This window comes from Paenibacillus sp. SZ31 (assembly GCF_012912005.1).
In the GTDB taxonomy this organism is placed as follows: Bacteria; Bacillota; Bacilli; order Paenibacillales; family Paenibacillaceae; genus Paenibacillus.
In genome coordinates, this window is the sequence record NZ_JABBEA010000005.1 from 311,870 (window position 1) to 335,935 (window position 24,066).

Below are 24,066 nucleotides of genomic sequence, written 5' to 3' on the forward strand. Positions count from 1 at the left end.
ACATTTATTGTCACCAATTTGAAATTTGGGGATTTTTGCATCCTGACAGGCGGATATTATACACTATATATGGGTATCACCTAGATAGAGAAGCAATATGCCTTACAACGATACACCACACAAAGGAGACGTTTATGGATACCTCTACACATTTTGTCATGGGGATTGGTTTAGCCGGTCTCGCTTATGTCGATCCTGTCGTCGCAGCAAGCCCTATGCTTGCAGCTGCGGTAATGGTTGGCACGATCGCTGGTTCCCAGGCCCCTGACATCGATACTGCGTTACGTCTCAAAAGCAATTCGCTTTACATTCGGAATCATCGGGGCTTGTCACACTCTCTGCCATTTCTCCTGTTATGGGTTCTGCTCATCACCGGCGTCATTGCACTGATATTCCCTGGTGTCCCTATTGGACACGTTGCCACTTGGACCGCTGTAGCCGTAGGCGTTCACGTATTCACTGATCTGTTCAACACCTATGGAACCCAAGCCGCCCGGCCTTTTACGGAACGCTGGATCGCCTGGAACATCATTCATATTTTTGATCCGTTTCTATTCTCCACGCATGTCGTGGCTATCCTGTTATGGGCCTTTGACCTGATCGCCCCTGCACCACTCTTCGTTACGTTGTACAGCTTGACCGGTTTATATTATATATGGCGGACGATTGCTCGTGCACAAGCGGTCAGAAAGGTTCGTCGTCTCGACAACAGCCCAGAGCAAGCAAGGTACATCGTCATTCCGACGATATCCTGGAACCGCTGGCATGTGGTTAAAAGAGTGGAGGACGGCAGTTATGAGATTGGTAAAATGGATGGTTCTAATCTGATATGGAGTCTGCACGCTTCGTCATCTACTCATGCGGCGGTTGCTGCTTCACGCAAATCGCCGGAAGTTAGTGCCTTCCTTTATTTCACTTCCTATGCGGTGGCCGAGGTTGAAGAATTGCCTGCAGGTTACAAGGTACGCTGGGCTGATGTGCGTTATCGACACCGTAAACAATATCCATTTGTCGCTGTAGTCGTAATGGATCGAAATTTTGAAACGATTGATACGTATGTAGGCTGGTTAAGCGATGAGAAGATGGATAAAAAACTTTTATCCGCACGCCCTTGACGAAGCGAGCATGGCAAGGCACAATCAGACATAGGAACTGATACGCGAGAAAGCCCGGAGCGTTTCCGCCCCGGGCTTTCTGTTTATCCTGTTTTGTTGCTGTTTGGTTAAGATAAATTATTTGCCAGACCCAGCCAGAGACTGCTCAGCGATTTGTACCAGACGTTTGGTGATATATCCACCCAAAGATCCTGTTTCACGGGAAGTGTAGTTACCATAGTAACCGTCTTGCGGGATAGTTACACCCAGTTCCTGTGCAGCCTCGATTTTCAATTGTTGCAGTGCTGAATTTGCCTGAGGTACCACCAAGTTGTTAGAACGAGATCCTTGAGCCATATTTATAATCTCCCTTCAATCTGTGTCTGTAATGTAATTGCAAGCTTGCAAGATTATTATGGCTCGTACGCTTCAGGTTATACGGAATTTCACTAAATTTGTAGATGGAGGTTTTTCCCAATGAGCAAAGGCTTATCCTTGTGGTTCGCATTCTCTTCGATTATCTTGTTAGCGGTTACAGCAATTACGATCTCCTACTCCGGTTGGTTAGCCGCACTACTATTTGTCCTGTCCATGGCCAACATTGTCTGGGGATTTGTGATTCGTGCCAAAAAAGAACGTCAGGAAGTTCGTTCGGCTGCTTCAGAGCCTACTTCTTGAGCAGGTCATTTTATAACTTAATATTGAACGCACAAATAAAGAGGAGCCTTCAATAGGGCTCCTCTTTATTCATGTTAACTATTCATGCCATTACATATGAAAATCTTGTTTAGCACTACAGTTTGCGTTTAGGAACAAACCCCATACGTTCTTTCACTGCATCCAGCGTTTGAGCAGCAACTTCTTCTGCACGGCGCGCTGACGTATCGAGAACATCGGCTAATTCGCCAGACTCACGAATCTCATTATAGCGTTGTTGTAATGGTTCAATAACAGACACAACCACTTCAGCCAGTTCCTTTTTGAACGGACCGTACATCTTGCCTTCATAACGCTCAGCTACTTCCTTAAGCGTCATACCCGCACATTCAGCGTAGATGCTCATCAGGTTGCTAACTTCAGGTTTGTTCGCTGGATCGTATACGACTTCACGTCCCGAATCTGTTGTAGCACGGCTGATTTTTTTGCGGATAACATCTGGCGGATCCAGTAGAGCAATATAGCTGCCAGCATTAGGGTTACTTTTGCTCATTTTCGAAGAAGCATCGTCAAGTGACATTACCCGTGCACCCACCTGTGGGATATACGGATCTGGAATGGTAAAGTACTCCCCGTAACGGTGGTTAAAGCGCCCTGCCAGATCACGTGTCAGTTCCAGATGCTGCTTCTGATCCTCGCCCACGGGTACAAGATCAGCATTGTATAACAAAATATCAGCTGCCATTAATGACGGATACACGAACAGTCCGGCACCAACAGAATCTTTACCAGATGATTTATCCTTAAACTGTGTCATGCGTTCAAGCTCACCCATGGAGGTCAGCGTCGTCATCAACCAGCCCAATTCCGCGTGCTGCGGTACATGGGACTGCAGAAATACGTTAGATTTCGATGGGTCAATACCTGCTGCAATAAACAGCGCAGCTACAGCTTCTGACTGTTCACGTAATGCTGCTGGCTCCTGAGCCACGGTGATGGCGTGAAGATCAACTACCATGAAATGACACTGATAGTCATGCTGAAGTTTTACAAAGTTTTTGATTGCACCAATATAGTTGCCCAATGTGAGCTTGCCGCTCGGTTGAATACCTGAAAGTACTGTTTTCATTGCACATAACGCCTCCCTGATTGTAAATAAAAATCTCCCACCATTCTCTGCGAACGCAAAAAGGCCCCACATCCGCAAGGGACGTGAGACCGTGGTGCCACCCTTATTCGCTTTTCTTCCATTGCCCCTGACCCTGATCAGTCAAGCTGAAGAAATGCCTTCATTGTTCCGTAACGTGGATTATACGGCAGACTCTAGTGGGGCAAGCCCGTCTTTCGGCTTCGCCTGTTCAAATCCACACTCAAGGGTCCATTTGGTAAAGAGCTCACACCGGTTTGCATCAACCACCGGCTTTCTGAAGAGGATTCTCTTGGCCTACTTGTCCCTGTCATCGATTTCTTGTCATTTAGTTCTAATAAATGCTTTCAGAGTTCCATCTTAATGCGCACAGGCACGAATGTCAAAATGAGATGAACTTTTTTACCCGACACACTAAAATCTGTTATGATGGAATTGCTTATCCTATTGTTAACTTCACACGAAGTCGGGCAGGAAATAGCTGGCATGTACACAATGACACGCCTGCAGCAGTAGCGTCATCACGACTGCTTGCAGACAGATTTCAAGTGGGAAAAGGAGCATCGATATGAAACAAGTGACCAAAGGCCAATGGAATGGTTACGACACGTATATCCTACATAGCCGTGAATTGGAAATCACCCTGCTGCCGCGTCTTGGAAATAATATTATTTCTATTCGCGATTTAGTGCAGGACAGAGATGTCGTCCGCCGTCCGGATGAAGACGATCTTGCCTTTTATCTGCAGAAGCCCTACCATTTTGGCGTTCCTCTCCTGATTCCACCAGGGCGCATTCATCGTGGACAATTTGAATATGAAGGGGTAAGTTACCAGTTCGATCAGAACACGGCGAATGACAACCATATTCACGGTCTCCACCGTACCCAATCCTGGTGTGTCAGTGACATTGAGGAAGATGAAGACGGCTGTGCAATTACAACCGAATTACTGACTGAAAATGAAGAGCACTGGATGGCTCAATTCCCGATTCCCTTGAAGCTTGAGATGACGTTCAGTCTGCAAAACGCTGTATTTAGCCAGCGTCTGCGAGTCACCAATCTGAGCTCAACACCTGCTCCTTTTGGGATGGGATATCATACATGGTTTTTGCTAGACGGCAAACCTGCCGACTGGACATTACAAGTGCCTGTTTCCGGACTATACGGACAGAATGAAGAACAACTTCCTACTGGTGAAATAGAATCTCTAGGTGAATGGTCTGCTCTGAACGAAGGCATCAACATGCAGGGACGCAACTGGGATACTTTGTTGAAAGCTACCGAAGGTGAACCAGCCACGGCTTACTTACGCAGACAAGATGGATATACATTGAAATATTCAGCAGATGAAGCATTTTTCAAACATTGGGTTCTCTTTACCAAAGGTGAATCTGATCAGTTCTTGTGCATCGAACCGTACACTTGGCTCCCGGATGCACCTAATTTGGCTTTATCGGATGAGCAGACGGGGTTAATTCGCCTGGAACCGGAACAGCCTGTTGAGCTATTTACACGTATCGAGGTTATACCTCCTACAGACTAAGTGAGCTTATCATCCTCTATGTTGCTTTTCGCATATCACCCTATATTTTGATAACCTTATACAACTTGCCGACCCGCATTGGGTCGGCTTTTTGATGTGACATGTCTACTATTGATCATCCATATTTTCCCTTACGCCATATCATGTATATTTCCGTATTCTCTAACCATACTAACATCACCAACCCATAAGGAGGTGACACATATGTACGGAAGTCAAAACCAAGGTAGCGGTAGCCGCTCCAACAACCTGGTCGTTCCCCAAGCAACTGCAGCATTGCAACAATTGAAAATTGAAGCTGCACAAGAGCTGGGTGTAACTATTCCACAAGATGGTTACTACGGTAACTATACTTCCCGTGAGACAGGTTCTCTGGGTGGATACATCACTAAACGTCTGGTGCAAATCGCTGAGCAGCAATTATCGGGTCGTTCGTAAGCTCGTAATTTTTGCTTGAGCCTGAGCAGAATCCAAAGTAAAAGCGGCCTTCTTCGGAAGTGCCGCTTTCTCTTGTGCAACTAATTAGGAGGTCGACTCCATACCTGAATCCTTGTATGTATTGGTTCTAGGGTAACGAATCATCAGGCTCGCCATATTGTAATTAGACTCCATTGTTGCATCCACCAAAATCATACCTTGTCTTACTGTGAAGTCGTACGATATCTCGCCATGCGTCCAATTGCGTTTGAATTTCAACGTCTCCAGTGCCATTGCCCGGAAAGAAGTTCTCTGGGTTGCGTTTAGCCCCCCTTCCTCCACATCCATCTGCCCATCTCGTCCAGCTATCGGATTATGTCGAATACCAAATTTCCCAATTACGTTGTTTCGTATTTGCACAAAAACCACTCCTGAATCTAACCCTGACAACTCATTATCAAGTTCTTTGAATACCAGATCCAACTGTCTCGCTAATGAAAGCTCATCAATTTTCATATTAACACTCTCCTTATATGCTTATAGTCCTATACGGTAAGGACTTACGACTCATTATATGACATCATATGTGCTCATTCAACAAACAACGGCAAAGTTGGGTATTTCTAACTATTATTTGCACAATTAATTGCCATTCCACTCCCTTAAACTGAGCTTTTTCACTTAATTACGACAAAATCTTCGAGAATCGAATATGAGGATTCTGAACAAAAAAAAGCTGCAATCCAGTGTCTGTTAAACACCGGATTGCAGCCATTTCATATATATATCCAACCTATTTTTCGATTGCTGTCATCTGTAGAAACTGCTCAATATCGGCAATGACCAAGTCGGCAGCATTTTGCCAGAAATCCGGTTGTGTCAGGTCCGTACCCAGATGTTTCTGAGCAAGTTCTTCGACTGTCATACGCCCTGTATCCCGCAACAAATCATCATATTTATCGGCAAATGCTGTTCCTTCTTGCTGTGCTCTCGCATAGATTCCCGCACTGAACATGTACCCAAACGTGTATGGGAAGTTATAGAATGGCACACCTGTCAGGTAGAAATGCAGTTTGGATGCCCAGAAGTGAGGATGATCTGATGCAAGCACGCCACAGAACGCTTCCTCCTGTGCCTCCACCATTAATTTGGATAGCTCATCCGCGTTAACCAAGCCTTTTTTACGTTGTTCATAGAAACGATTCTCAAACAGGAACCGGGCATGGATATTCATAAAGAACGCCACACTACGCTGTATCTTGTCTTCCAGCAACGCCAGCTTCTCTTGTTCATCTGTTGCTGCCTGTACCAGGGCATCTGCTACAATCAGTTCAGCAAACGTGGAAGCAGTCTCGGCCACATTCATCGCATAACGCTGATTCAATGCGGGCAGCTCTTCCATAATGTGTTGATGATACCCATGACCAAGTTCATGCGCAAGAGTCGACACATTGGACGGCGTCCCGGAGAAGGTCATGAAAATTCGAGTTGCTTTGCTAAGTGGCAAAGACGTACAGAATCCTCCTGGACGCTTGCCAGGACGGTCTTCTGCTTCGATCCAGCGTTTCTCAAAAGCCATCTCTGCAAACGAGGAAAGTTTAGGACTGAACTTGGCAAACTGTTCAACAATATTGATTGCTGCCTCATCGTAAGTGATTTTGCCACTCGATTGGCCTACAGGTGCTTCTACGTCGCTCCAGCTCAGCTTGTCTACCCCCAGCAGTTCTGCCTTGCGCTCCAGATATTGAACAAGCGCAGGCTTCGCCCCGTTAATCACATCCCACATCGTATCCAGTGTTTGACGAGACATCCGGTTGATGGCCAGAGGTTCTTTGAGGATATCATCCCAGCCACGTTTCTCATATAACTTCAGACGGAATCCTGCGAGGTGGTTCAGTGTATCTGCACAGAAATCTTCGACATCCGTCCAAGCTTGCTCCCAGTTTGCGAATACCGTCTCGCGTACATTCCGATCACTATCGCTCAGCTTGTTGGCAGCCTGTCCTGCGGACAGCATCACCGTTTCCCCATCTTGCTCAAATGGAATGTTTACCTTGCTGACAATCGTATTATAGAATTTGCCCCAACCATGGTAACCATCCACACCCAGATCCAGAGCAAGGCCTTCCAGTTCCGGCGACAGCTTCTCACGAGCCAGCGTACGACTCTCGTTCAATACAAATGCCAGCGGCTGGATATCTTCCCGAGCAATCCACGCGTCCCACACCGAATCCGATGTCTGACTAAGTGTATTATCGAACTTCGACTTACTGCCATTCAGCATCGCAGCAAGGGAACTGATGGCTCCCTGAAGCTGCGTTGCCTTCTTGTCCTTCTGGTTTTGTGATGAGAGGCAGGATACAAAAGCAGAACCTTCCGATATACGGACATAGCAGCTTTGCAGCAGTTCCAAAATGGGATCAAATGCAGCCGTCTCTTCTAATGAAGCCGGAGCGGATGTTTCGTTCAACAGATGTTGCAGTTTGCGTACATCCTCTTCCAGTTCAATCAGATACGCAGCGAATGTTTCGGAGGAAGAACCTCCACTAAAAATGGACTCCAGATCCCATACGGGGTGTAATGGCGTTTTCATTTAATAAGGCACCTCTCTCTATAGATTGGATGGTTATAATTGAATTAAAAACTGGTTTTCTGTGAGCCATATCTCTATACTAGAGAAATACTTATAGCAACTCTCAGGAGGTAATTGTATGAAACCTTTACAAGTATCGGCTGATACAGCCGTCAAATTAGCAGAATCCTTGGGCGTGCCTTTGGAACACCTGATGCACATGCCCCAACATATCCTGATGCAAAAGATTGCGGAACTCGCCAAACAAGAAGCCTCCAAACCTTCCGCAACAGAAGGCGAAAAAGAATGATTCCGTTTGAAAACAGTTGGCCTTACGATATTGTCATGGGGGATATCTATGTACAGCAATGTCCGTACTGTCATGCAAGCAATGTGCTGCTCCCCCTTAAACCGAAAGAGCTTGTGCTCATTCGCGAAGGAAAAAAGAAATTACTGGTCTTCCCCTGCTGTAATGCAAGCATGACCGTGATCGACAACGACAGTGACTATTTGTTATCCAGCCGTCCTGTTCGTAACTAAGACGTGTCTAAATCCAAGGATGATCTAGAGGGGGCTACGTTTCGTAGCCTCTTTTTCTACTTCTAGCATCTCTTCAGGAAGTTCCAGCTTGCCTGAAATCATCTGCTCGCGCAGCACGGCCCACTGTTCTCTTGAAGCACGAATCATAGCCGCATCAGTGATCCGCTTGTCATGAATGACCTTACCGAACCATTGCACTGCTTCATTGAACCGCCCTACTCTGCGATTCAACTCCCCGAGCAAATACAACAGTTTGGCTTCATTGCCACCCGTTCCTTCCCGTTCGAACACCTTCACATAAGCTTCAAGGCTAAATTCAAGAAAACGATGTTCCTGTGCATGGTCCTCCATATAACGATACAACCAAGCTATATGATGCAGCAGGCCAGCGACAACACGGTCTTTCTCCTGGATAACCTGGGCGCACAGCAAGGCAAGCTTGTACGTAGCCAGCGCCTGTTCCAGTGTCCGTGCTCCGCTGTAGTCACGTTTTACCCAGCGGTTACCGATCTGTTCCTTGAAAGCCTTGCGCTGAGCATCATTCAAATGCTCCGTTGCGTTCTCCGTGGAAGCAAATCCACACTGCGGACAGATGCGAACCACATAAAAGTCCGGATTCTCCAGCTTGTAGTAAGTACAAAAATCGGAATCCGTCCGGTAGGGTCTTTTCAAGCTCGGTCTTACCCGTGAGGTGTCATACTCAGTTTCACAATAGTGACACGTTACCTTCACCTTATACAGCGGCTCTAATTCCACTCGGTTCCCCATCCCTCTCCCGTACGCTTATAATCATATTCGGAACTACGGTGTATTTACAAAATGATGTGCAGGCCCGGATAAACGCTGCAGAATAAACGAATGCAAGGGCTCCTCCACACCAATCTGTGTTAACGCTTGATTCATACATGCAAGCCAAGCCTCAGCCCGTTCAACCGTCACTTCAAAATGCATATGACGGGCACGCATCATCGGGTGTCCAAACGCCTCGGAAAACAGCCCCGGACCTCCAAAAAATTGAGACAAAAACATATACTGCTTGTCGATGACCGGCTGAATATCTTCCGGGAAAAGCGGAGCCAGTTGCTCATTCTGTTGAACGATCGGATAGAAAGCCTCGACCAGTGCTCGAACACCTTTCTCACCACCAAGATTGTCATAAATACTCAAACTAGGATTCATTCGTCTGATTCCCCTTTCTGTTGTCGAATTTTGCAATATATTACACGTTCCGTGAACATTGTGAAAACAGTAACAATATCCAGGCCACAAAAGCCTTTATCTCCATTCTATCAAAAAAAACCAAAAAGTCCTATATAACATGAAATCATCAGGACACATAACCTGCCATCTGTATATAGGACCTTATTCAAAACATCGCACAAAAAAAGCGCCAACCGCATAGGTTGGCGCACTAGATATTCCATTAATAACTCCGCCAGTCCTCTTCCTCAGAGCGTACCAGCGAGGCACGTATCACATATACAAAAGCACAGACCAGGATTCCGGTGACAAGACTCATGATCATCACTCCATCCGAATTGAATTCCACCTTGGAGACAATTAGGTGACGTTCAGGCGTTTTTCTCATTTTAGCACACATCACTCAAAAACACAGCCACTTTTGCAAGCGCTTTCTACGTATATTTTTGTACTGTTTGTCCGCTTTTTTTCATATATTGATGGCAAAAGCGCCACTGACTACTGCACACCGACCATTCCAAAAAATAAAGGAGAAGAATTCATGGCTGCTCCACAACGACTCACCCATGTCCTGGTCACACTCGCTCTCCTGATCCTTTGTGTGTTAATGGTCTTGTTTCCCGCGGAAACCTGGCATGCCGGTGTACGCGGACTGTCCATCTGGTGGGACGTATTGTTTCCCTCCCTTTTTCCTTTTTTGGTGCTGTCCGAGCTACTACTCGGCTTCGGTATTGTTCATTTTTTGGGTACCTTGCTGAATCCATTAATGCGTCCATTGTTTCGTGTTCCCGGAAGCGGTGGTTTCGTATTTGCCGTAAGCTGTGCATCCGGTTATCCTACAGGGGCTAAACTGACCGCCCAGTTATGGGAACAAAAGCTGGTTACCCGGGAAGAAGGAGAACGTCTCGTTGCCTTCACCACATCATCCGATCCGATCTTCATGATTGGCGCGGTATCGGTTGGCTTCTTCCACAATGTCGCCATTGCGCCAGTATTGGTTGCGAGCCATTACGCTGCTGCTTTTCTGGTGGGTGTGCTCATGCGTTTCCACGGGGGGACAGCGAAAGGATCACAGCCAGACATCCCTTCTCCATCTCTAGCAGAGAAGGTACATCGGAACAGACTGGTCCGTGCCATCTATGCGATGCATGAAGCAAGAAAGGCTGACGGACGGGCATTTGGTGAACTGTTGCGCCAGGCAGTCTCCTCATCCCTTCGCCTTATTATTATCGTAGGGGGGCTGGTTGTATTCTTCTCGGTCATGATGGAGTTACTTGTGCAGACCGGTTGGCTTGGCGGATTGTACGGGATTACAGAGCAGTTGCTGCGGCATACCCGATTGCCTCCATCCTTATCCCCAAGCCTGGTCGGGGGTCTATTTGAAGTAACCTTGGGGGCTAAGGAGGCTGGAGGTATCAGCACCTCCATTCCACTCGTCTATAAAGTAGCGGCAGCTGCCTTTGTACTCTCCTGGGGCGGATTATCCGTCCATGCCCAGATAATGAGTGTCCTTAGCAACACACCCATGAGATACGGTCCCTTTCTATTTGCCAGAGCAATTCATGCGTTAATCGCACCGGTGTTAGTCCTACTGTTGTGGACACCCATGATGGGCCGTTCCTCTTCCCCCGTTCTCATGGAGCCCGGTTTCATCCCATCGTTATCGACGTATACACCGGACTGGGGCCTGATCTTCGTGTCGGGAATGATTGTTTTTGCAAGCCTCATCGTGTTGTTGCTATTCTTAGCGATATTAAGTTCTCTACTTCTGCCAAGACATGCGAAAAAATAAGTCCACTATTCACCTATATTTCACTGAATATGCATCCAAACGTTGTGTTCTTCCGCGGAATTGATTATCATCGGTAGTATAATGACCACAAAGGAGCTTTCATCTTGAGATACTATGTTCAAGACCGCGGAGACCAGTTATCGATTGATCTCAGTCAGCAGTTTCATGCGCTGGCGAAGGAAGAAGGGTTCAAGCTGGATGCAGAATCGCCGGAGATTGTCATCTCCATCGGGGGCGATGGTACGATGTTACAAGCATTTCACAATTTCATCGACCGCATTCCGGATATTGCTTTTGTTGGGGTTCATACAGGCCATCTCGGCTTTTACGCCGATTGGAAGAAGGAAGAATTACGCGAATTAGTTCGGCTGATGAGTGGCAAGGGAGATCCGGAGCGTCTCAAACCACGCATTGTACAATATCCTCTGTTGGAGCTTGAGATTCGTAAAAAGTCAGGGAACTCCTCTTACATCGCCCTTAATGAGTTTACGTTAAAAGGTGTGGACGGTACCGTCGTGGCCCAGGTCGATATTAACGATGTGACATTTGAAATGTTCCGTGGGGATGGAATCTGTGTATCCACGCCATCAGGCAGCACGGCATACAACAAGGCCCTTGGCGGCGCCATGGTTCATCCAACCATTGAAGCCATTCAGATTGCGGAGATTGCTTCGATTAATAACCGTGTCTATCGTACACTTGGTTCACCGGTTATTTTGCCCAAGCATCATCATTGTGATATTTTCTCTCGCAAGGATCAGCGGTTATTGATGACGATTGATCATGTGAACGTGATGGTGGAGGATCTGATCTCTGTCCGTTGTCAGGTATCCAGTCACAAGGTCAGTTTCGCGCGTTTCCGTCCTTATCCATTCTGGAACCGGGTTCGCACGGCATTTCTCGACTAACATACGCACACCAAAAAAGCGGTCCTTCTCAGGAACCGCTTTTTGCTTTGGCTTGAGGTTGATCTTTGCTCTTATGAAGCACAAAGTACGCACAGCCAAAGTTACAATATTCATTGATATAATCCACCATACTGGCAATCGTGGAATCCTTCGTCGCTTTCGGATGGTTATCGCGGTAAAAACCTTTTAACCTTAACTGGCTATAACCCCAGTCCCCGATAATATAATCATAACGCTCCAGCACTTCACTGTAACGATCACGGAAGACCTCTGGATTCCAGCCTTCTTTGTGGTTCTGTACGATTTCATAATTTTTGCCGCCGATCTGTACAATGACCGGTTCTTTGGGCTTTTCCTCAACTGACTCAACAACTGATTCCTGAACCGGCTCCTGGATCTGTTCCTGAACTTGGTCCTGAATCTGTTCTGTGATTTTTTCTTCTTCCAATCCGGTATCCTCCATCACGCGTGTGTTGCCGCCTGTTCAGCATGTTTGGTAGCCGATTTCACCTGTTCATGCGCATGGTAGGAGCTGCGTACCATTGGGCCGGATTCGACGTGGCTGAACCCACGTTTTAATCCTTCCTGTTTCAATGCAGCGAACTCCTCTGGCGGATAATACTTTTCAACATACAGATGTTTCTCCGATGGCTGCAAATATTGACCAATCGTCATAATATCGCAGTTCACCGCACGAAGATCATCCATTGTTGATAAAATTTCATTATATTCCTCACCTACACCAAGCATAATGCTTGATTTCGTTGGGATGTTAGGTTGCATTTCTTTGGCACGAGCAAGCAATTCCAGTGAACGTTTATATTTCGCCTTGGCACGCACTTTGTCTGACAACCGCTCAACCGTCTCAATATTGTGATTCAGTATGTCGGGTTTGGCATCCATTACTATCTGCAAAGATTCCCGATCGCCCAGAAAGTCTGGAATGAGTACTTCAACGCTGCACAATGGCAAACGCCGCCGTACGGCCTTTACCGTCTCTGCAAAGATCGTAGCTCCCCCGTCCTTCAGGTCGTCACGGGCTACACTTGTAATTACGCAGTGTTGCAGATTCATCTGCTCTGCTGCTTCCGCCACACGTTCTGGTTCCTGCAAATCAAGCTCCGTTGGCAAGCCTGTGTTCACCGCGCAAAAACGGCATGCCCTTGTGCAAATGTCGCCCAAAATCATAAAAGTGGCCGTTCGATTGGCCCAGCATTCATAAATATTCGGGCACCGTGCTTCCTCACATACCGTATGCAGCGTTTTGGAACGCATCATCGTTTTCATTTCCTGATAGTTATCGCCGGTTGTCAATTTGATCCGAATCCAATCCGGTTTCGGTTCTTTAACACGTTTAGCCAATGCATAAACCTTCTTTCTACTGAAGTTAGGCTGTTGCTCGGAACATATTATACCATGAAAGCGTTGGAAAAACTCCCATTTGTCACATCTTGTGCATTCATGCCCGATATGGACAATTTGCATCATTCGATTCATCCCAAGTGCTGACATGGATAAAATGAGAACTTTTGAAGAACGCTAACCTTTAGCATGGTTCATCGGGTACCTTGTATCATTTTAATGGAAAGGGGCTGCTTCCCAGTGCAACAACGCTTGACCTTCAGGCACACGTACCGCTTTTGGATCAAAACATTACTTGCAGGTACTCTGCTTATCCCATTCTTGCCTGTTGATGTTTACGGTGAACCCGCCCAGGCCACTCCCAAACCACAGGCAGCTGAGCTAAAGCCCGCAGAAATTTTCGCTGCACGTCGCCATTTATATGAGAGCATTGGTCAGATGACTCAGATCCCCTGGTACAGGCTGGCCGCCATTGATCAGTATGAACGTACGATTACCCGTGCACACCCGAAGGATCGCAAGCATCCGGAGCGGCTCACAGGTGTCTTCATGACCTCTCCAGCCTGGAGAGGATGGCTAAATCCGGATGAGACGGATCAACATCCGGAATCCATTCTTTTTTTCAAAGGATATGGGCGTGATGGTTCAGGAGACGGTATAGCGGATGCCAACAATGATCAGGATGTGCTGTACAGTATAGCTTCTGTTATTCAGGGTTACGGGAACAAGCAAGAGGACTTCAACATTGCCTTGTGGGAATATTATCACAACTCCCGTGCTGTACAACGGATACAGCAATTCGCGAAGTTATATGAGCATTTTGACAATCTGGATCTATTTGGACATGCCTTTCCGGTCCCGCTCGGAACTAACTACTCCTATCGCAGCACCTGGGGGACGAAACGAAGCTGGGGTGGCTATCGCATTCATGAGGGAACCGACATCTTCGCTCCGCATGGCCTGCCTGTTCGCAGCACCTGTTACGGAGTCGTGGAGATCAAAGGCTGGAATCCGTTTGGCGGCTGGCGAATCGGCATTCGGGATTTGAACAACCATTATCATTACTACGCCCATCTCTCGGGTTTTGACAAGAGCGCACGCATCGGTGAAGTGGTTATTCCCGGTCAGGTCGTAGGTTGGGTAGGTAGTTCAGGTTACGGGAAACCTGGGACACAGGGCAAATTCCCTCCGCATCTGCACTACGGGATCTACCGGGACAGTGGACTGCACGAATGGTCGTTCGATCCTTATCCGCAGCTGAAACATTGGGAACAGGATGAACGCAAACAGAAGAAGAATAAGAGCAAGTAAGTATGGATACGCAATATACAGGAACGGCATTCAAAAAAGGGACCTCTTGGATAGAGGTCCCTTTTCGCTTTACTTATTAAAATGTGATTTACGGCTGCGCGTCCTTATTAGGCTGCACTCCCCCATGGATATCAGGCAGATCTGGCTCAAATTCAAGTTCGCCCCCTTGCAAATGGTCTGACGGCGCCTGTTGCTGGTTCTGGCTTGGGGGATTCGTAGTCACCCCATTACCGCTTGATACACCCGTATGACCTGATGGCAGCGCAATAGCTGGCGCCTGACTGCCGTTACTGCCTACCGGCTTGCCCTGATTATCGTAATAATACATAGGCACATCCCCGACAACCAAAAGATAGGAAATCGGGATTTCTGTATCAACCGTTTCAGGCTCCATATCGAAGGGCACCACGACCGCGACCTCAGCAATGATGTGAATGTACACTTCCACCAAGATCATGTTAATACCTGCATTCTGTTGACGGGTGTTTAGGTCCACTTTGACAGCGCCTTGAGGTTCAATACGAACCGGTATACTCGGACCAAATGAAGCCATCATGGGACTGCCCAGCGCCTGACCTAGCGGTATCTTTTCTTTTAACATGTGTACATTCTGAAGCGTGGATTGCACAATATTCATCGTACTTGCGGTGATTCGCATATGCTCATTGTAGTTCAGCATGAAACCGGACACTTTCCCGGCAGTATCCGTCTTCCAATCAATCAGCCCTTCGTTGGTTTTGCCGTCTGCCACCTGAGCTGTAATCGCCTTGTTGATCGCTTCGGTCGCAATCTGCTTCACTCTGATCTTGGCCAAGTGCATGATTGGAGGCTTCATTTTCTTATCTACATAGGCAAAACCCTGCATTAAACAAAACGCTGTCACCAGTAAAATGATCAACCACATTTTGCGCTTGCCGCTTGGCGGCTTACGGCGTCTCCGGCTTCGCCATCTTCTTCTCATCATCGAAGTGTCCCTCCCCTACGGGATGAGCTATAGGCTATATGTTAACCTTATGCACCGTTGTCCCGAAAAAGAAGGACAGCACATGGACACTGGACAGAAAGTAATAACAAGTTAAAAGAGACAAGTCTTCACCATTGCTAATAGGAAAATACGAAAACAGAGATAAAAAAAACTCCCGCCCGCAGATTAATCTGCAAAGCGAGAGGCTTTATGTTCCGATGTGATATAAAAAATTAATTTTTCTCTACAGCGTGACCGCCAAATTCGTTACGCAGTGCTGCTACCACTTTACCTGTGAAGGTATCTGTCTCCAAGGAACGGTAACGCATCAGCAAGGACAAAGCGATAACCGGTGTAGCGGTTTGAAGATCAAATGCCGTTTCTACCGTCCAACGTCCTTCGCCAGAAGAGTGCATTACGCCTTTAATCTCATCGAGGTTCGCATCTTTGGAGAAGGCACGTTCTGTCAGCTCCATCAACCAAGAGCGGATAACGGAACCGTTGTTCCATACGCGAGCCACTTGTTCAAAGTCGAAATCAAATCCACTTTTCTCCAATACGTCAAAACCTTCACCGATGGATGCCATCATACCGTACTCGATACCATTGTGAACCATTTTGAGGAAGTGACCGCTGCCCGCTTTACCTGCATACAGGTAGCCGTTCTCTACGGAAGTATCTTTGAATGCCGGCTCAACGATTGCCCAAGCTTCCGGGTCTCCACCGATCATATAACATGCTCCATTACGTGCGCCTTCCATACCGCCAGATGTACCTGCATCCATGTAGTGAATGCCTTTAGGTTTCATCTCTTCGTAGCGACGGATGGATTCTTTGTAGTGGGAGTTACCCGCTTCAATGATGATGTCGCCTTTGGACAACAATGGGCTAACTTCAGCCAGTACAGCATCTACCACGTTGTGGGGAACCATGATCCACAGTACACGTGGGGATTCGAGTGAAGCCACCATCTCTGCGTAAGAAGATACGCCTTCAGCGCCGTATTCTTTCATTTCTTTTACTGCTTCAGCGTTCAGGTCAAAAGCAACCACTTCGTGTTTGTGATCAATCAGGTTTCTACCCAGGTTCAATCCCATTTTTCCTAATCCGACGAGTCCAAGTTTCATTTCAAAATCCTCCTGTTATGAACAATGTTTAAATTTCATTTGTGTTCAAAATTAAAAATAAGTGCTTAACGTTTGGCGAAGTATCCGTTCCGGTCACGAATCGTTCTTTTGATCGCTGTTATCCCCAGATTTTTTGAATCTCCTATTTAGGAGAAAATCCGGGGATAAAGGCGAACGCTTTGCTTCTACAGAATCGATTTCGTCCCCTACACTACATTCTCAGCGTTCAAGCCAACCCATTTTAAAACTGAACCGCTAATCTATATTCAAAAATTTTCACGGCCTTCCGGCAATCATAACCGGAAGGGCTTATGCAAAATTGGAACGGTATGATTCATAGTAGATACAGTGTTTATATTAGCAATTTGCACCATTCGATTTAACTCGCTTACAAGTACAAGCTCTAGCGAATATAAAAATTTCGTTCTATACCTTAATGATCGGAAGGTTCTTTTTAAATTTGTGCAGAATGTTCATTTGTGAGCAGAATGGATTGTACCGTTCTTTTTTCTTGTGCTTACTCTTTTACACTTACCACCAACGATAACCGTCTGCTGCGGTCAGGCGATCTGCTGACTCTGGTCCATGCGAACCTGCGCTGTACGTATCCAGTGGCACGTTGCCCGCTTCGAATGCTTCCTGAATCGGTTGCACCCATTGCCATGCCAGCTCCACTTCGTTCCAGTGAGCGAAGAAGGTGGAATCTCCACGCATCGCATCAAAGATCAGATTCTCGTAGGCTTCCGGAATGTTACGTTTACCTGAGTTGAAGGTCATATGCATTGGTTCCACTTCACCATGGTTCAATGGATTCTTCGCATTTAATTGAAGCGAGATGCTTTCTCCCGGACCAATTTCAATGGTCAGCAGGTTAGGTGCCGTTGTATTTTCGGATTCATGACCGGTCTTCAGTGGAGCCTTGAATTCAACAACGATTCGGGTGGATTTCTCAGCCAGGCGTTTACCTGTACGGATGTAAAATGGAACCTCGCTCCAGAATGGATCATCGATCCACAGTCTCGCGGCAACATACGTCTCGTTCTGAGATCCGGCAGGGATGCCAGGCTCGTCCAGATATCCAACAACCGAAGCACCTTGCAGCTCACCTGCTGCATATTGCGCACGAACAACTTCAGAAGCGACGTTTTCTTTCGTCAAAGGACGAAGTGCTTCAGCAATCTTTTGTTTTTTGAATTGAATCTCTTCCGGTGTGCAGCGTTTTGGCAAATGCAAACCGATCATCATCAGCAACTGAAGCATATGGTTTTGGAACATGTCACGCAGGGCACCACTTTGGTCGTAATAAGCGGCACGTTCTTCAACACCCACCGTCTCACTAGCCGTGATCTGTACATTGGCAATATAACGGTTAGACCACAGCGCCTGAATCACCGGATTCGCATAGGTGAGTGTCTCAATATTTTGAACCATCGGTTTACCGAGGAAATGGTCAATGCGATAGATCTCTTCTTCCGCAAAGGTATTGCTCAGTTTTTCGTTCAAATCACGCGCTGATTGCAGGTCGTGTCCGAATGGTTTTTCGATAATCAGTTTCTTCCAGCCTTTGGTGTTACCCAGGCCACTTTCTTGAATGTTCAATGCGATTGGTTCAAAGAATTCCGGTGCCACCGACATGTAGAACATGCGATTTTCAGGAATGTTAAGCTCTTGTTCACGCTGTTGAACCAGTTCCAACAGTTTGGTGTAATCTTCAAGCTTCGTATTATTTAAAGAACAATAACGGAAAGCTCCAATGAAATCACGAACCTGAGATGCTTCTTCTGGCGTCTGACGTGAAAATTCATTCAGTGACTTTTCAACATTCGCCTGGAATTCCGTATCCGACAATTCACGTCGTCCCAAACCGATAACGGAGAAGGATTTCGGCATTTTCTGATCCATGTACAAGTTATATAATGCAGGGTAAATCTTGCGTTTGGCTAAATCGCCAGTTGCCCCGAACAGGACAAATGTCATTGCATCCATTGGATTGCCTCCTGTGATCTGTGCAGTATAGTATATGATGTTGCAAAATGTTCAAATCCAAGCATGACAAAAGACGGAATAAGTGGGTGTGTTCCCCGCCTTGCCTCCGTTATATAACGCACCTGAATTCAACCATGGAACATTCCTTCTCTCCACAACCTGTGTTTAGGTTATAAATTGTAACCATTTGAATTAACGTTACCCATATTACACCTGTCGTCACAATTCGTCAATAATCATGTCGAACCTGTGAACTCCAGTGTTTATAGGGTTTTTATTTGATGATAACGCTTTATGTGGTAACATTAAGAACAATTGGTATGTGACATTTTACACATATGGCTTATAGACAAGTAGGTTACAATAAGTATACTAATGATATTACAAGCAATACTAATTCAAAGGAGTACAATCATGAGCGATGATGAGAATGCCAAGCAAATATGCACAAAAGTGGAACAATCTTATCAGATCATTGGCCGAAAATGGGTAGCCCTCATTATTCATGCATTGATGGAGGAGCCCAAACGCTTCAGTGAGATTCACGCTTATATCCCTGACTTGAGCAAACGTGTGTTGAATGAGCGAATGAAGGAATTGGAGGAAGAAGGACTTGTGGTTCGCCATGTGGTCACGGAACGTCCAGTTCGGACTGAATATATGTTGTCACGAAAAGGCACGGAACTGGGGAGAGCGCTAAGCGCCGTGGAACGTTGGGCTGATAAGTGGCTGTAACATTTTGAGGAATCATTATGGTTTATTTAGCTTGAAGGTAACGCTGCAATCCCGGAGGTGGAGTATCGCATTTAGCAAATCGCTAGTGCAATCCGCATCCGGGATTTTTTGAATTGGAACGGTGAATACTAATTAAATATAGAGACGTAATAACGCTATTTTTTACAATCCAAATTAATGCTTACTGCTCCGTTCAAATTGTTGTCGATACTGCAGCGGGGTCGTCCCGGCAGATTTGCGAAATAACTGGATGAAATACGATCCATTCGGAAATCCGGCACGTCTGCCAATCTCCTCCACCGAATGTGTTGTTGTCTCAAGGAGCAAGTAGGCTTGCTTCAACCTTCGAGCTGTGACGTAATCCGTAATGCTACTACCTGTCTCTTGATGGAAAATGCGGGAAGCATACGATTTGGACAGATGAACATCTGCCGCCATCTGATCCAATCTCATCTCATATTCGAAATGCTCTTCAATCCACCGCATCATCTTCTCCGAGTGTCTCAGATGACGTGAATCCGTGAACTGTGATAGCGCTTCATCTGCTCCCTCTTTTTGTTGATCCAAGACACTCAATAGCTGAAGCAAAAACAGCACCGATTCTTCCCATTCTCCCCCAACACGACTCCGAGACTGATTGTAGCTCTCATACATCCAATCCAGTTGATCCATGTGGGAACTCAGGTTAAAAACTTGTTGCTGATTGCGCCCATTCCACAACCTCGAAAAAAAAGAACGCCTATGCGGGAACGCTTGCAGATAACGATCCATGACTATCGGCTCTACATAGAAGATATTTCGCTCATACGGGGTATTTGGATGAACTTCCGCATAGACATGATGCAATTGATAGGGTTGGAAAAAGAACAGCATGCCTTGGCGAATCGGATAGGTATGATTGTTAACGACTACTATGCCCTCACCTTGATGAACGTATAGAAATTCTCCACATTGATGCCAATGATAATATCCTTTGAAATGATCCACAGACTTGATTTGATAATCCCACGCTAACGTAGATCCTCCAAATTCCACACGCTCCAGCATCCCTGTTCACCCTCCCATATGATGACAACAGAACAACATTTCTTCATATCCTAACACAACTTTGTGTGAATAGAAAAAGATATACTGAGCACATGAGAAAGCGTTATCTTACTTTCTAATTCTACACTCAGGAGGCTGGATATGACTAAACCAGGATCGGCTGTTACAACCACATATTGGCAAGAAGTAATGCAGAGATTGGAACGAAAAGTAGGTGAAATGAAAGAACATATTGGAGATAAATGCCCTCATTTTGCAGGAAAGGACGGCAAGTACGATAACATCAATACCGACTGGTGGGCTTCCGGTTTCTGGCCTGGCATGTTATGGATTATGTATGATATGACGGGAGAACAATCCTATCGGGATGCGTCATGGTCGTGGGATGAGATGCTGGAGCAATGGTTTGTTAAACCTACCGTGGAACTTCATCATGATGTGGGCTTCCAGTTCCTCTCCACCGCTGTTATCAAACACAAGATCACAGGCGACGAAGATGCGCTCAGACGTGGTCTGGAAGCAGCCAATTTCCTCGCAGGTCGTTACAATCCGGCAGGGAAATTCATTCGAGCCTGGAATGAGGATAAATACGGTTGGGCCATCATTGACTGCATGCTGAATATCTCTCTGTTGTTCTGGGCTTCTGAGGTGACAGGTGACCCTCGGTACAGACACATTGCCATCAATCATGCCGAAACGACCATGCAATATGGTATCCGAGAAGATGGATCAACCAAACATATCATCTCCTTTGATCCCGAAGATGGACGATACATTGAATGTTTTGGTGGTCAAGGATATGCCCCGGATTCATCATGGAGTCGAGGTACATCATGGGGTCTCTATGGGTTCGCCAATACGTATCGGTATACCCAAGATGAGCGTTTTCTGAACACGGCGAAACGAATAGCTCATTACTTTATTGCTGCGCTGCCAGAGGATCATGTCCCCTATTGGGATTTCAGACTTCCGACGCTGGAAGGCCAGTCCCGCGACAGTTCCGCCGCAGCCATTGCTGCATCCGGTCTTCTAGAGCTGGCCGCCGTCGTTCCCGAAGGCGAGAAACGCCTATACACAGATGCCGCTGAACGTATCCTTCGTTCTTTAACCGAGAACTATGCCGTCTGGGATCAACCCGAGCATGAATCGATTTTGCTGCACGCTACAGGCAGCGGCAATTCCTTCATCGATGTGTCCCTGATCTATGGAGATTATTATTATCTGGAAGCAGTTGCGAAATTAAATGGATGGAAGCACCGGGTGTATTAATTTTTTGGTGGTGTAGGTGTAATAGACCTATAACAAAAAAAGATGCCGATCTCACTGTGATGTGAGGGGGCATCTTTTTCACGTAAAATACTACGAATCCAACTTGCTCCCGAGCGTAATACTCGAATCCTCGAAGTTCTCTACCGTCGTCTTCTTTTCATAAAAGTGTACGGCATGTTGCATAATTCCTTCTCTTGTGTAAAACGCGTCTTTCGCCCCTATTGGAAAAATAACCTTTTCTCCCGTGCTTGCCGACTTATAGATACCCACAATCAGTTCAAGCGTATTTCGACCACTTTCTCCATCTACTAGAAGGGGTGATCCTGTCTCAATAGCGTTTAACACATTCTCAACTTGCCCAGCGTGACCGACATGAACAACATCCGGTAACTCGTCAGCCAGCTTCTGAATCTGCTGTTCCAGCTCTTGATTGGATTCCGGAAATCCGTTACTCCGTGCAGTAGAAGCAACCACTTTCCAAGGTGCAGATACCCGGGCTTCTTTGCCCTGAAAAATTAACTGCTGCTCCTCTCCGTGATGCACGACCGAACTGGTAATCATGCCAAGCGCCCCTTCTTGGAAGCGAAGCATCGCCATGGATATATCCTCAACTTCGGCATTATCATGTGCCGTATTCGCCATCATAGCCTGCAATTCCACTGGAGGTCCCATCATCCAAAGCATGGCATCAATATGATGCACTGCATGATTGAGGGTGCAGCCTCCGCCTTCTTTTTCCCATGTCCCGCGCCACCACAGATCATAATAATTGTGACCCCGCCACCAGAACGAATCCACCTGCACATGTACGATGGGGCCCATCCGTTTACTGTCCAGCACACCTTTCAGCTTCATCATCGGTGTCGTAAAACGATTCTGAGCTACAACGGATAGTAGCTTGCCACTTTCTTGTGCTGCTCTCAGCATTAGATCCGCTTCCTCCAAGGAAGAAGCCATCGGCTTTTCGACCAACACATGCGCACCTGCTTGCATGAAATCACACGCAATTGGAGCATGCGTATACGGCGGCGTACAGACTGATACCAGATCAATGTTTTGGGCAAGTAACTCTGTGTAATCCGTGACAGCTTGTGCACCTTCCAGTCCATATTCGTTAATTCGCTTCTGTGCTTTATCCACGTACATGTCGACCACAGCAACAATCTGACATCGCTCAGGAAATGCCAAATATGCTGAGATATGTGCTCCACTAATTGCACCTGCTCCGATAATCGCCACTTTTAACATCGTTACATACCTCCCTTAGTCCCTTCACAATACACAATAATAAAGCGCTTTTATGCGTTCATCTTGTGCTAAAATAAAACTATCTTGCGCATGTTAAGGGAGGCATTCATGATGTCCATCATCCTGGGAGAACAATTTAATCTGGCCTGTCGTCGTGCATCCAACACTACGTTTCGCGAAGTGTTTCATGCTCACTCACAGATGGAGATAACCTATATCCATGAAGGATATGGGCAGTTGATCACCGAAGGACAGGTTTTCTCTCTTGAACCTGGTATGCTCATGATTTTTCGACCTTTTCAATTGCACCACGTCCAGATTCAAGTATCCAGACAGCAGCCTTTCATTCGAAATGTACTCATGGTTGAGCTTGATATATTGAAGGCACTTTGGTCGCATTTTGTGGCGACTCACCACTTCATACAGGATCTGCTGGGAGAGCAATCCCCCATTCAGCCGATCCGGCTTGCTGACACTTCTCCACTCGTTCAACGAATGGAGCAATATGCAGATACGTATCCAGGTCTGCTTCCCCACGAAGTAGAGGAGGATACACGCCTCTTTTTATTGGATCTGCTCGCACAGCTTCGCTATCTGTGGCAAGATGGGCAACAACGCCACTCCCAGGATGTACTCTCGTCCAGTGCAAGCGTTCTTCACCCTCATGCCGAAGCCATCATGCAATGGATTGAACAACATTACCAGGAGTCTTTTCGTTTGGAGGATATCGCAGATACACTTCATTTATCTCCCTATCATCTGTCTCATGTATTCAAAAAAGCGACCGGCACCACCATTGTTGCTTATGCTCAAGCAACCCGCATTCGTCATGCCTGTGTGCTGCTCACCCGCTCCTCGCTCACCGTTCCCGAAATCGGTCACCGTGTTGGCATGACCAGCCCCTCCTACTTTTGCAAAGTATTCCGTACTGCCACAGGTACAACACCGCATCAATATCGGCTAAAGGTGCAGGGGAGGAAGTAATGTTCCGCATGAATGCTTCCATCCTTATCTTCACTATCACTTCACACTTATTGGATTCAATCCCCCCCTCCAACTCTTCAGAATTTCTTTAGAAATATACCCATGAAATCCTTAGTTTTTTTCAATATGATTCCTGTACGGCAGGAGGCTCGTAAAATACCCG

26 protein-coding genes and 1 other annotated feature are annotated in these 24,066 nt (G+C 46.5%); of the genes, 12 read left to right on the forward strand and 14 right to left on the reverse strand.

Annotated features, from left to right (window positions below; genetic code table 11):
- Nucleotides 1-134 precede the first annotated feature (134 nt).
- Nucleotides 135-1,115: a metal-dependent hydrolase gene (locus HF638_RS13395; protein WP_169480644.1), complete on the forward strand. Its 981-nt coding sequence runs from the start codon at nt 135-137 to the stop codon at nt 1,113-1,115.
- 117 nt (nt 1,116-1,232) lie between these two features.
- Here the strand turns inward: HF638_RS13395 and HF638_RS13400 are convergent, their stop codons facing one another.
- Nucleotides 1,233-1,451: an alpha/beta-type small acid-soluble spore protein gene (locus HF638_RS13400; protein ID WP_017692386.1), complete on the reverse strand. Its 219-nt coding sequence runs from the start codon at nt 1,449-1,451 to the stop codon at nt 1,233-1,235.
- A gap of 120 nt (nt 1,452-1,571) precedes the next feature.
- On the opposite strand from HF638_RS13400, the gene HF638_RS13405 reads away from it, so the two are divergent.
- Nucleotides 1,572-1,772: a hypothetical protein gene (locus HF638_RS13405; RefSeq protein ID WP_169480645.1), complete on the forward strand. Its 201-nt coding sequence runs from the start codon at nt 1,572-1,574 to the stop codon at nt 1,770-1,772.
- 115 nt (nt 1,773-1,887) lie between these two features.
- Here HF638_RS13405 and trpS read toward each other — a convergent pair whose 3' ends face one another.
- Nucleotides 1,888-2,880, reverse strand: coding sequence for a tryptophan--tRNA ligase (gene trpS, locus HF638_RS13410; protein WP_169480646.1), 993 nt, complete (start codon nt 2,878-2,880; stop codon nt 1,888-1,890).
- 74 nt (nt 2,881-2,954) lie between these two features.
- Nucleotides 2,955-3,221: a binding site (T-box leader), on the reverse strand.
- A 245-nt stretch (nt 3,222-3,466) separates the two neighbouring features.
- On the opposite strand from trpS, the gene HF638_RS13415 reads away from it, so the two are divergent.
- Together HF638_RS13415 and HF638_RS13420 are read left to right on the forward strand one after the other, a co-directional pair.
- Nucleotides 3,467-4,441, forward strand: coding sequence for an aldose 1-epimerase (locus HF638_RS13415; protein WP_169480647.1), 975 nt, complete (start codon nt 3,467-3,469; stop codon nt 4,439-4,441).
- Between the two features lie 204 nt (nt 4,442-4,645).
- On the forward strand, nt 4,646-4,879 hold the full coding sequence (locus HF638_RS13420) for an alpha/beta-type small acid-soluble spore protein (protein WP_047841310.1): 234 nt from the start codon (nt 4,646-4,648) through the stop codon (nt 4,877-4,879).
- Nucleotides 4,880-4,963: 84 nt separating this feature from the next.
- On the opposite strand, the gene HF638_RS13425 is transcribed toward HF638_RS13420, so the two are convergent.
- Together HF638_RS13425 and HF638_RS13430 are read right to left on the reverse strand one after the other, a co-directional pair.
- Entirely contained in the window at nt 4,964-5,374 is a 411-nt protein-coding gene (locus tag HF638_RS13425) for an O-methyltransferase (protein ID WP_169480648.1), read from the reverse strand.
- A 277-nt stretch (nt 5,375-5,651) separates the two neighbouring features.
- Nucleotides 5,652-7,451 (reverse strand): M3 family oligoendopeptidase, encoded by a 1,800-nt coding sequence (locus HF638_RS13430; protein WP_169480649.1) that lies wholly within the window; start codon nt 7,449-7,451, stop codon nt 5,652-5,654.
- Between the two features lie 118 nt (nt 7,452-7,569).
- Between HF638_RS13430 and HF638_RS13435 the strand changes: the two genes are divergently transcribed.
- Together HF638_RS13435 and HF638_RS13440 are read left to right on the forward strand one after the other, a co-directional pair.
- Nucleotides 7,570-7,740, forward strand: a complete 171-nt coding sequence (locus HF638_RS13435; protein ID WP_076333195.1) for a YycC family protein — start codon at nt 7,570-7,572, stop codon at nt 7,738-7,740.
- On the forward strand, nt 7,737-7,970 hold the full coding sequence (locus HF638_RS13440) for a hypothetical protein (protein ID WP_062837999.1): 234 nt from the start codon (nt 7,737-7,739) through the stop codon (nt 7,968-7,970). The genes HF638_RS13435 and HF638_RS13440 overlap by 4 nt, the downstream gene beginning before the upstream one ends.
- 24 nt (nt 7,971-7,994) lie before the next feature.
- Here HF638_RS13440 and HF638_RS13445 read toward each other — a convergent pair whose 3' ends face one another.
- The 3 genes from HF638_RS13445 to HF638_RS13455 all read right to left on the reverse strand — a co-directional run bounded on the left by HF638_RS13445 (nt 7,995) and on the right by HF638_RS13455 (nt 9,558).
- Entirely contained in the window at nt 7,995-8,726 is a 732-nt protein-coding gene (locus HF638_RS13445) for a DUF2225 domain-containing protein (protein ID WP_348982105.1), read from the reverse strand.
- Between the two features lie 45 nt (nt 8,727-8,771).
- On the reverse strand, nt 8,772-9,149 hold the full coding sequence (locus HF638_RS13450; RefSeq protein ID WP_145151723.1) for a globin domain-containing protein: 378 nt from the start codon (nt 9,147-9,149) through the stop codon (nt 8,772-8,774).
- Between the two features lie 244 nt (nt 9,150-9,393).
- The gene (locus HF638_RS13455) at nt 9,394-9,558 is read right to left on the reverse strand and encodes a hypothetical protein (RefSeq protein WP_155984997.1); all 165 of its coding nucleotides are present in this window, start codon (nt 9,556-9,558) and stop codon (nt 9,394-9,396) included.
- Nucleotides 9,559-9,711: 153 nt separating this feature from the next.
- On the opposite strand from HF638_RS13455, the gene ylbJ reads away from it, so the two are divergent.
- Both ylbJ and HF638_RS13465 read left to right on the forward strand, forming a co-directional pair.
- Nucleotides 9,712-10,962 carry a sporulation integral membrane protein YlbJ gene (gene ylbJ / locus HF638_RS13460; RefSeq protein ID WP_169480651.1) on the forward strand — a complete coding sequence of 417 codons (1,251 nt, stop codon included), beginning with the start codon at nt 9,712-9,714 and terminating at the stop codon, nt 10,960-10,962.
- 104 nt (nt 10,963-11,066) lie between these two features.
- On the forward strand, nt 11,067-11,870 hold the full coding sequence (locus tag HF638_RS13465; protein ID WP_036673293.1) for an NAD kinase: 804 nt from the start codon (nt 11,067-11,069) through the stop codon (nt 11,868-11,870).
- A gap of 28 nt (nt 11,871-11,898) precedes the next feature.
- On the opposite strand, the gene HF638_RS28420 is transcribed toward HF638_RS13465, so the two are convergent.
- Complete coding sequence (locus HF638_RS28420; protein WP_248278130.1) at nt 11,899-12,318, reverse strand: YutD family protein; 420 nt, start codon at nt 12,316-12,318, stop codon at nt 11,899-11,901.
- 14 nt (nt 12,319-12,332) lie between these two features.
- Nucleotides 12,333-13,232: a lipoyl synthase gene (lipA, locus tag HF638_RS13475; protein ID WP_017692371.1), complete on the reverse strand. Its 900-nt coding sequence runs from the start codon at nt 13,230-13,232 to the stop codon at nt 12,333-12,335.
- Between the two features lie 240 nt (nt 13,233-13,472).
- Here lipA and HF638_RS13480 point away from each other — a divergent pair, with 240 nt between their 5' ends.
- Nucleotides 13,473-14,543, forward strand: a complete 1,071-nt coding sequence (locus HF638_RS13480) for a peptidoglycan DD-metalloendopeptidase family protein (protein WP_169480652.1) — start codon at nt 13,473-13,475, stop codon at nt 14,541-14,543.
- A gap of 88 nt (nt 14,544-14,631) precedes the next feature.
- On the opposite strand, the gene yunB is transcribed toward HF638_RS13480, so the two are convergent.
- From yunB to zwf, 3 genes are all read right to left on the reverse strand, one after another.
- The gene (gene yunB / locus HF638_RS13485) at nt 14,632-15,507 is read right to left on the reverse strand and encodes a sporulation protein YunB (protein WP_169480653.1); all 876 of its coding nucleotides are present in this window, start codon (nt 15,505-15,507) and stop codon (nt 14,632-14,634) included.
- A gap of 233 nt (nt 15,508-15,740) precedes the next feature.
- A complete protein-coding gene (gnd, locus tag HF638_RS13490; protein WP_169480654.1) occupies nt 15,741-16,634 on the reverse strand; it encodes a phosphogluconate dehydrogenase (NAD(+)-dependent, decarboxylating) in 894 nt (297 codons plus the stop codon).
- A gap of 531 nt (nt 16,635-17,165) precedes the next feature.
- A complete protein-coding gene (gene zwf, locus HF638_RS13495) occupies nt 17,166-18,620 on the reverse strand; it encodes a glucose-6-phosphate dehydrogenase (RefSeq protein WP_169480655.1) in 1,455 nt (484 codons plus the stop codon).
- A gap of 414 nt (nt 18,621-19,034) precedes the next feature.
- Between zwf and HF638_RS13500 the strand changes: the two genes are divergently transcribed.
- The gene (locus HF638_RS13500) at nt 19,035-19,355 is read left to right on the forward strand and encodes a winged helix-turn-helix transcriptional regulator (RefSeq protein ID WP_036605715.1); all 321 of its coding nucleotides are present in this window, start codon (nt 19,035-19,037) and stop codon (nt 19,353-19,355) included.
- A gap of 174 nt (nt 19,356-19,529) precedes the next feature.
- On the opposite strand, the gene HF638_RS13505 is transcribed toward HF638_RS13500, so the two are convergent.
- The gene (locus HF638_RS13505) at nt 19,530-20,402 is read right to left on the reverse strand and encodes an AraC family transcriptional regulator (RefSeq protein WP_169480656.1); all 873 of its coding nucleotides are present in this window, start codon (nt 20,400-20,402) and stop codon (nt 19,530-19,532) included.
- A 141-nt stretch (nt 20,403-20,543) separates the two neighbouring features.
- On the opposite strand from HF638_RS13505, the gene HF638_RS13510 reads away from it, so the two are divergent.
- Nucleotides 20,544-21,671 (forward strand): glycoside hydrolase family 88 protein, encoded by a 1,128-nt coding sequence (locus HF638_RS13510; RefSeq protein WP_169480657.1) that lies wholly within the window; start codon nt 20,544-20,546, stop codon nt 21,669-21,671.
- Nucleotides 21,672-21,761: 90 nt separating this feature from the next.
- Here the strand turns inward: HF638_RS13510 and HF638_RS13515 are convergent, their stop codons facing one another.
- A complete protein-coding gene (locus HF638_RS13515; RefSeq protein ID WP_169480658.1) occupies nt 21,762-22,919 on the reverse strand; it encodes a Gfo/Idh/MocA family protein in 1,158 nt (385 codons plus the stop codon).
- A gap of 108 nt (nt 22,920-23,027) precedes the next feature.
- Here HF638_RS13515 and HF638_RS13520 point away from each other — a divergent pair, with 108 nt between their 5' ends.
- Nucleotides 23,028-23,903: an AraC family transcriptional regulator gene (locus tag HF638_RS13520; RefSeq protein WP_169480659.1), complete on the forward strand. Its 876-nt coding sequence runs from the start codon at nt 23,028-23,030 to the stop codon at nt 23,901-23,903.
- The last annotated feature ends 163 nt before the right edge of the window (nt 23,904-24,066 follow it).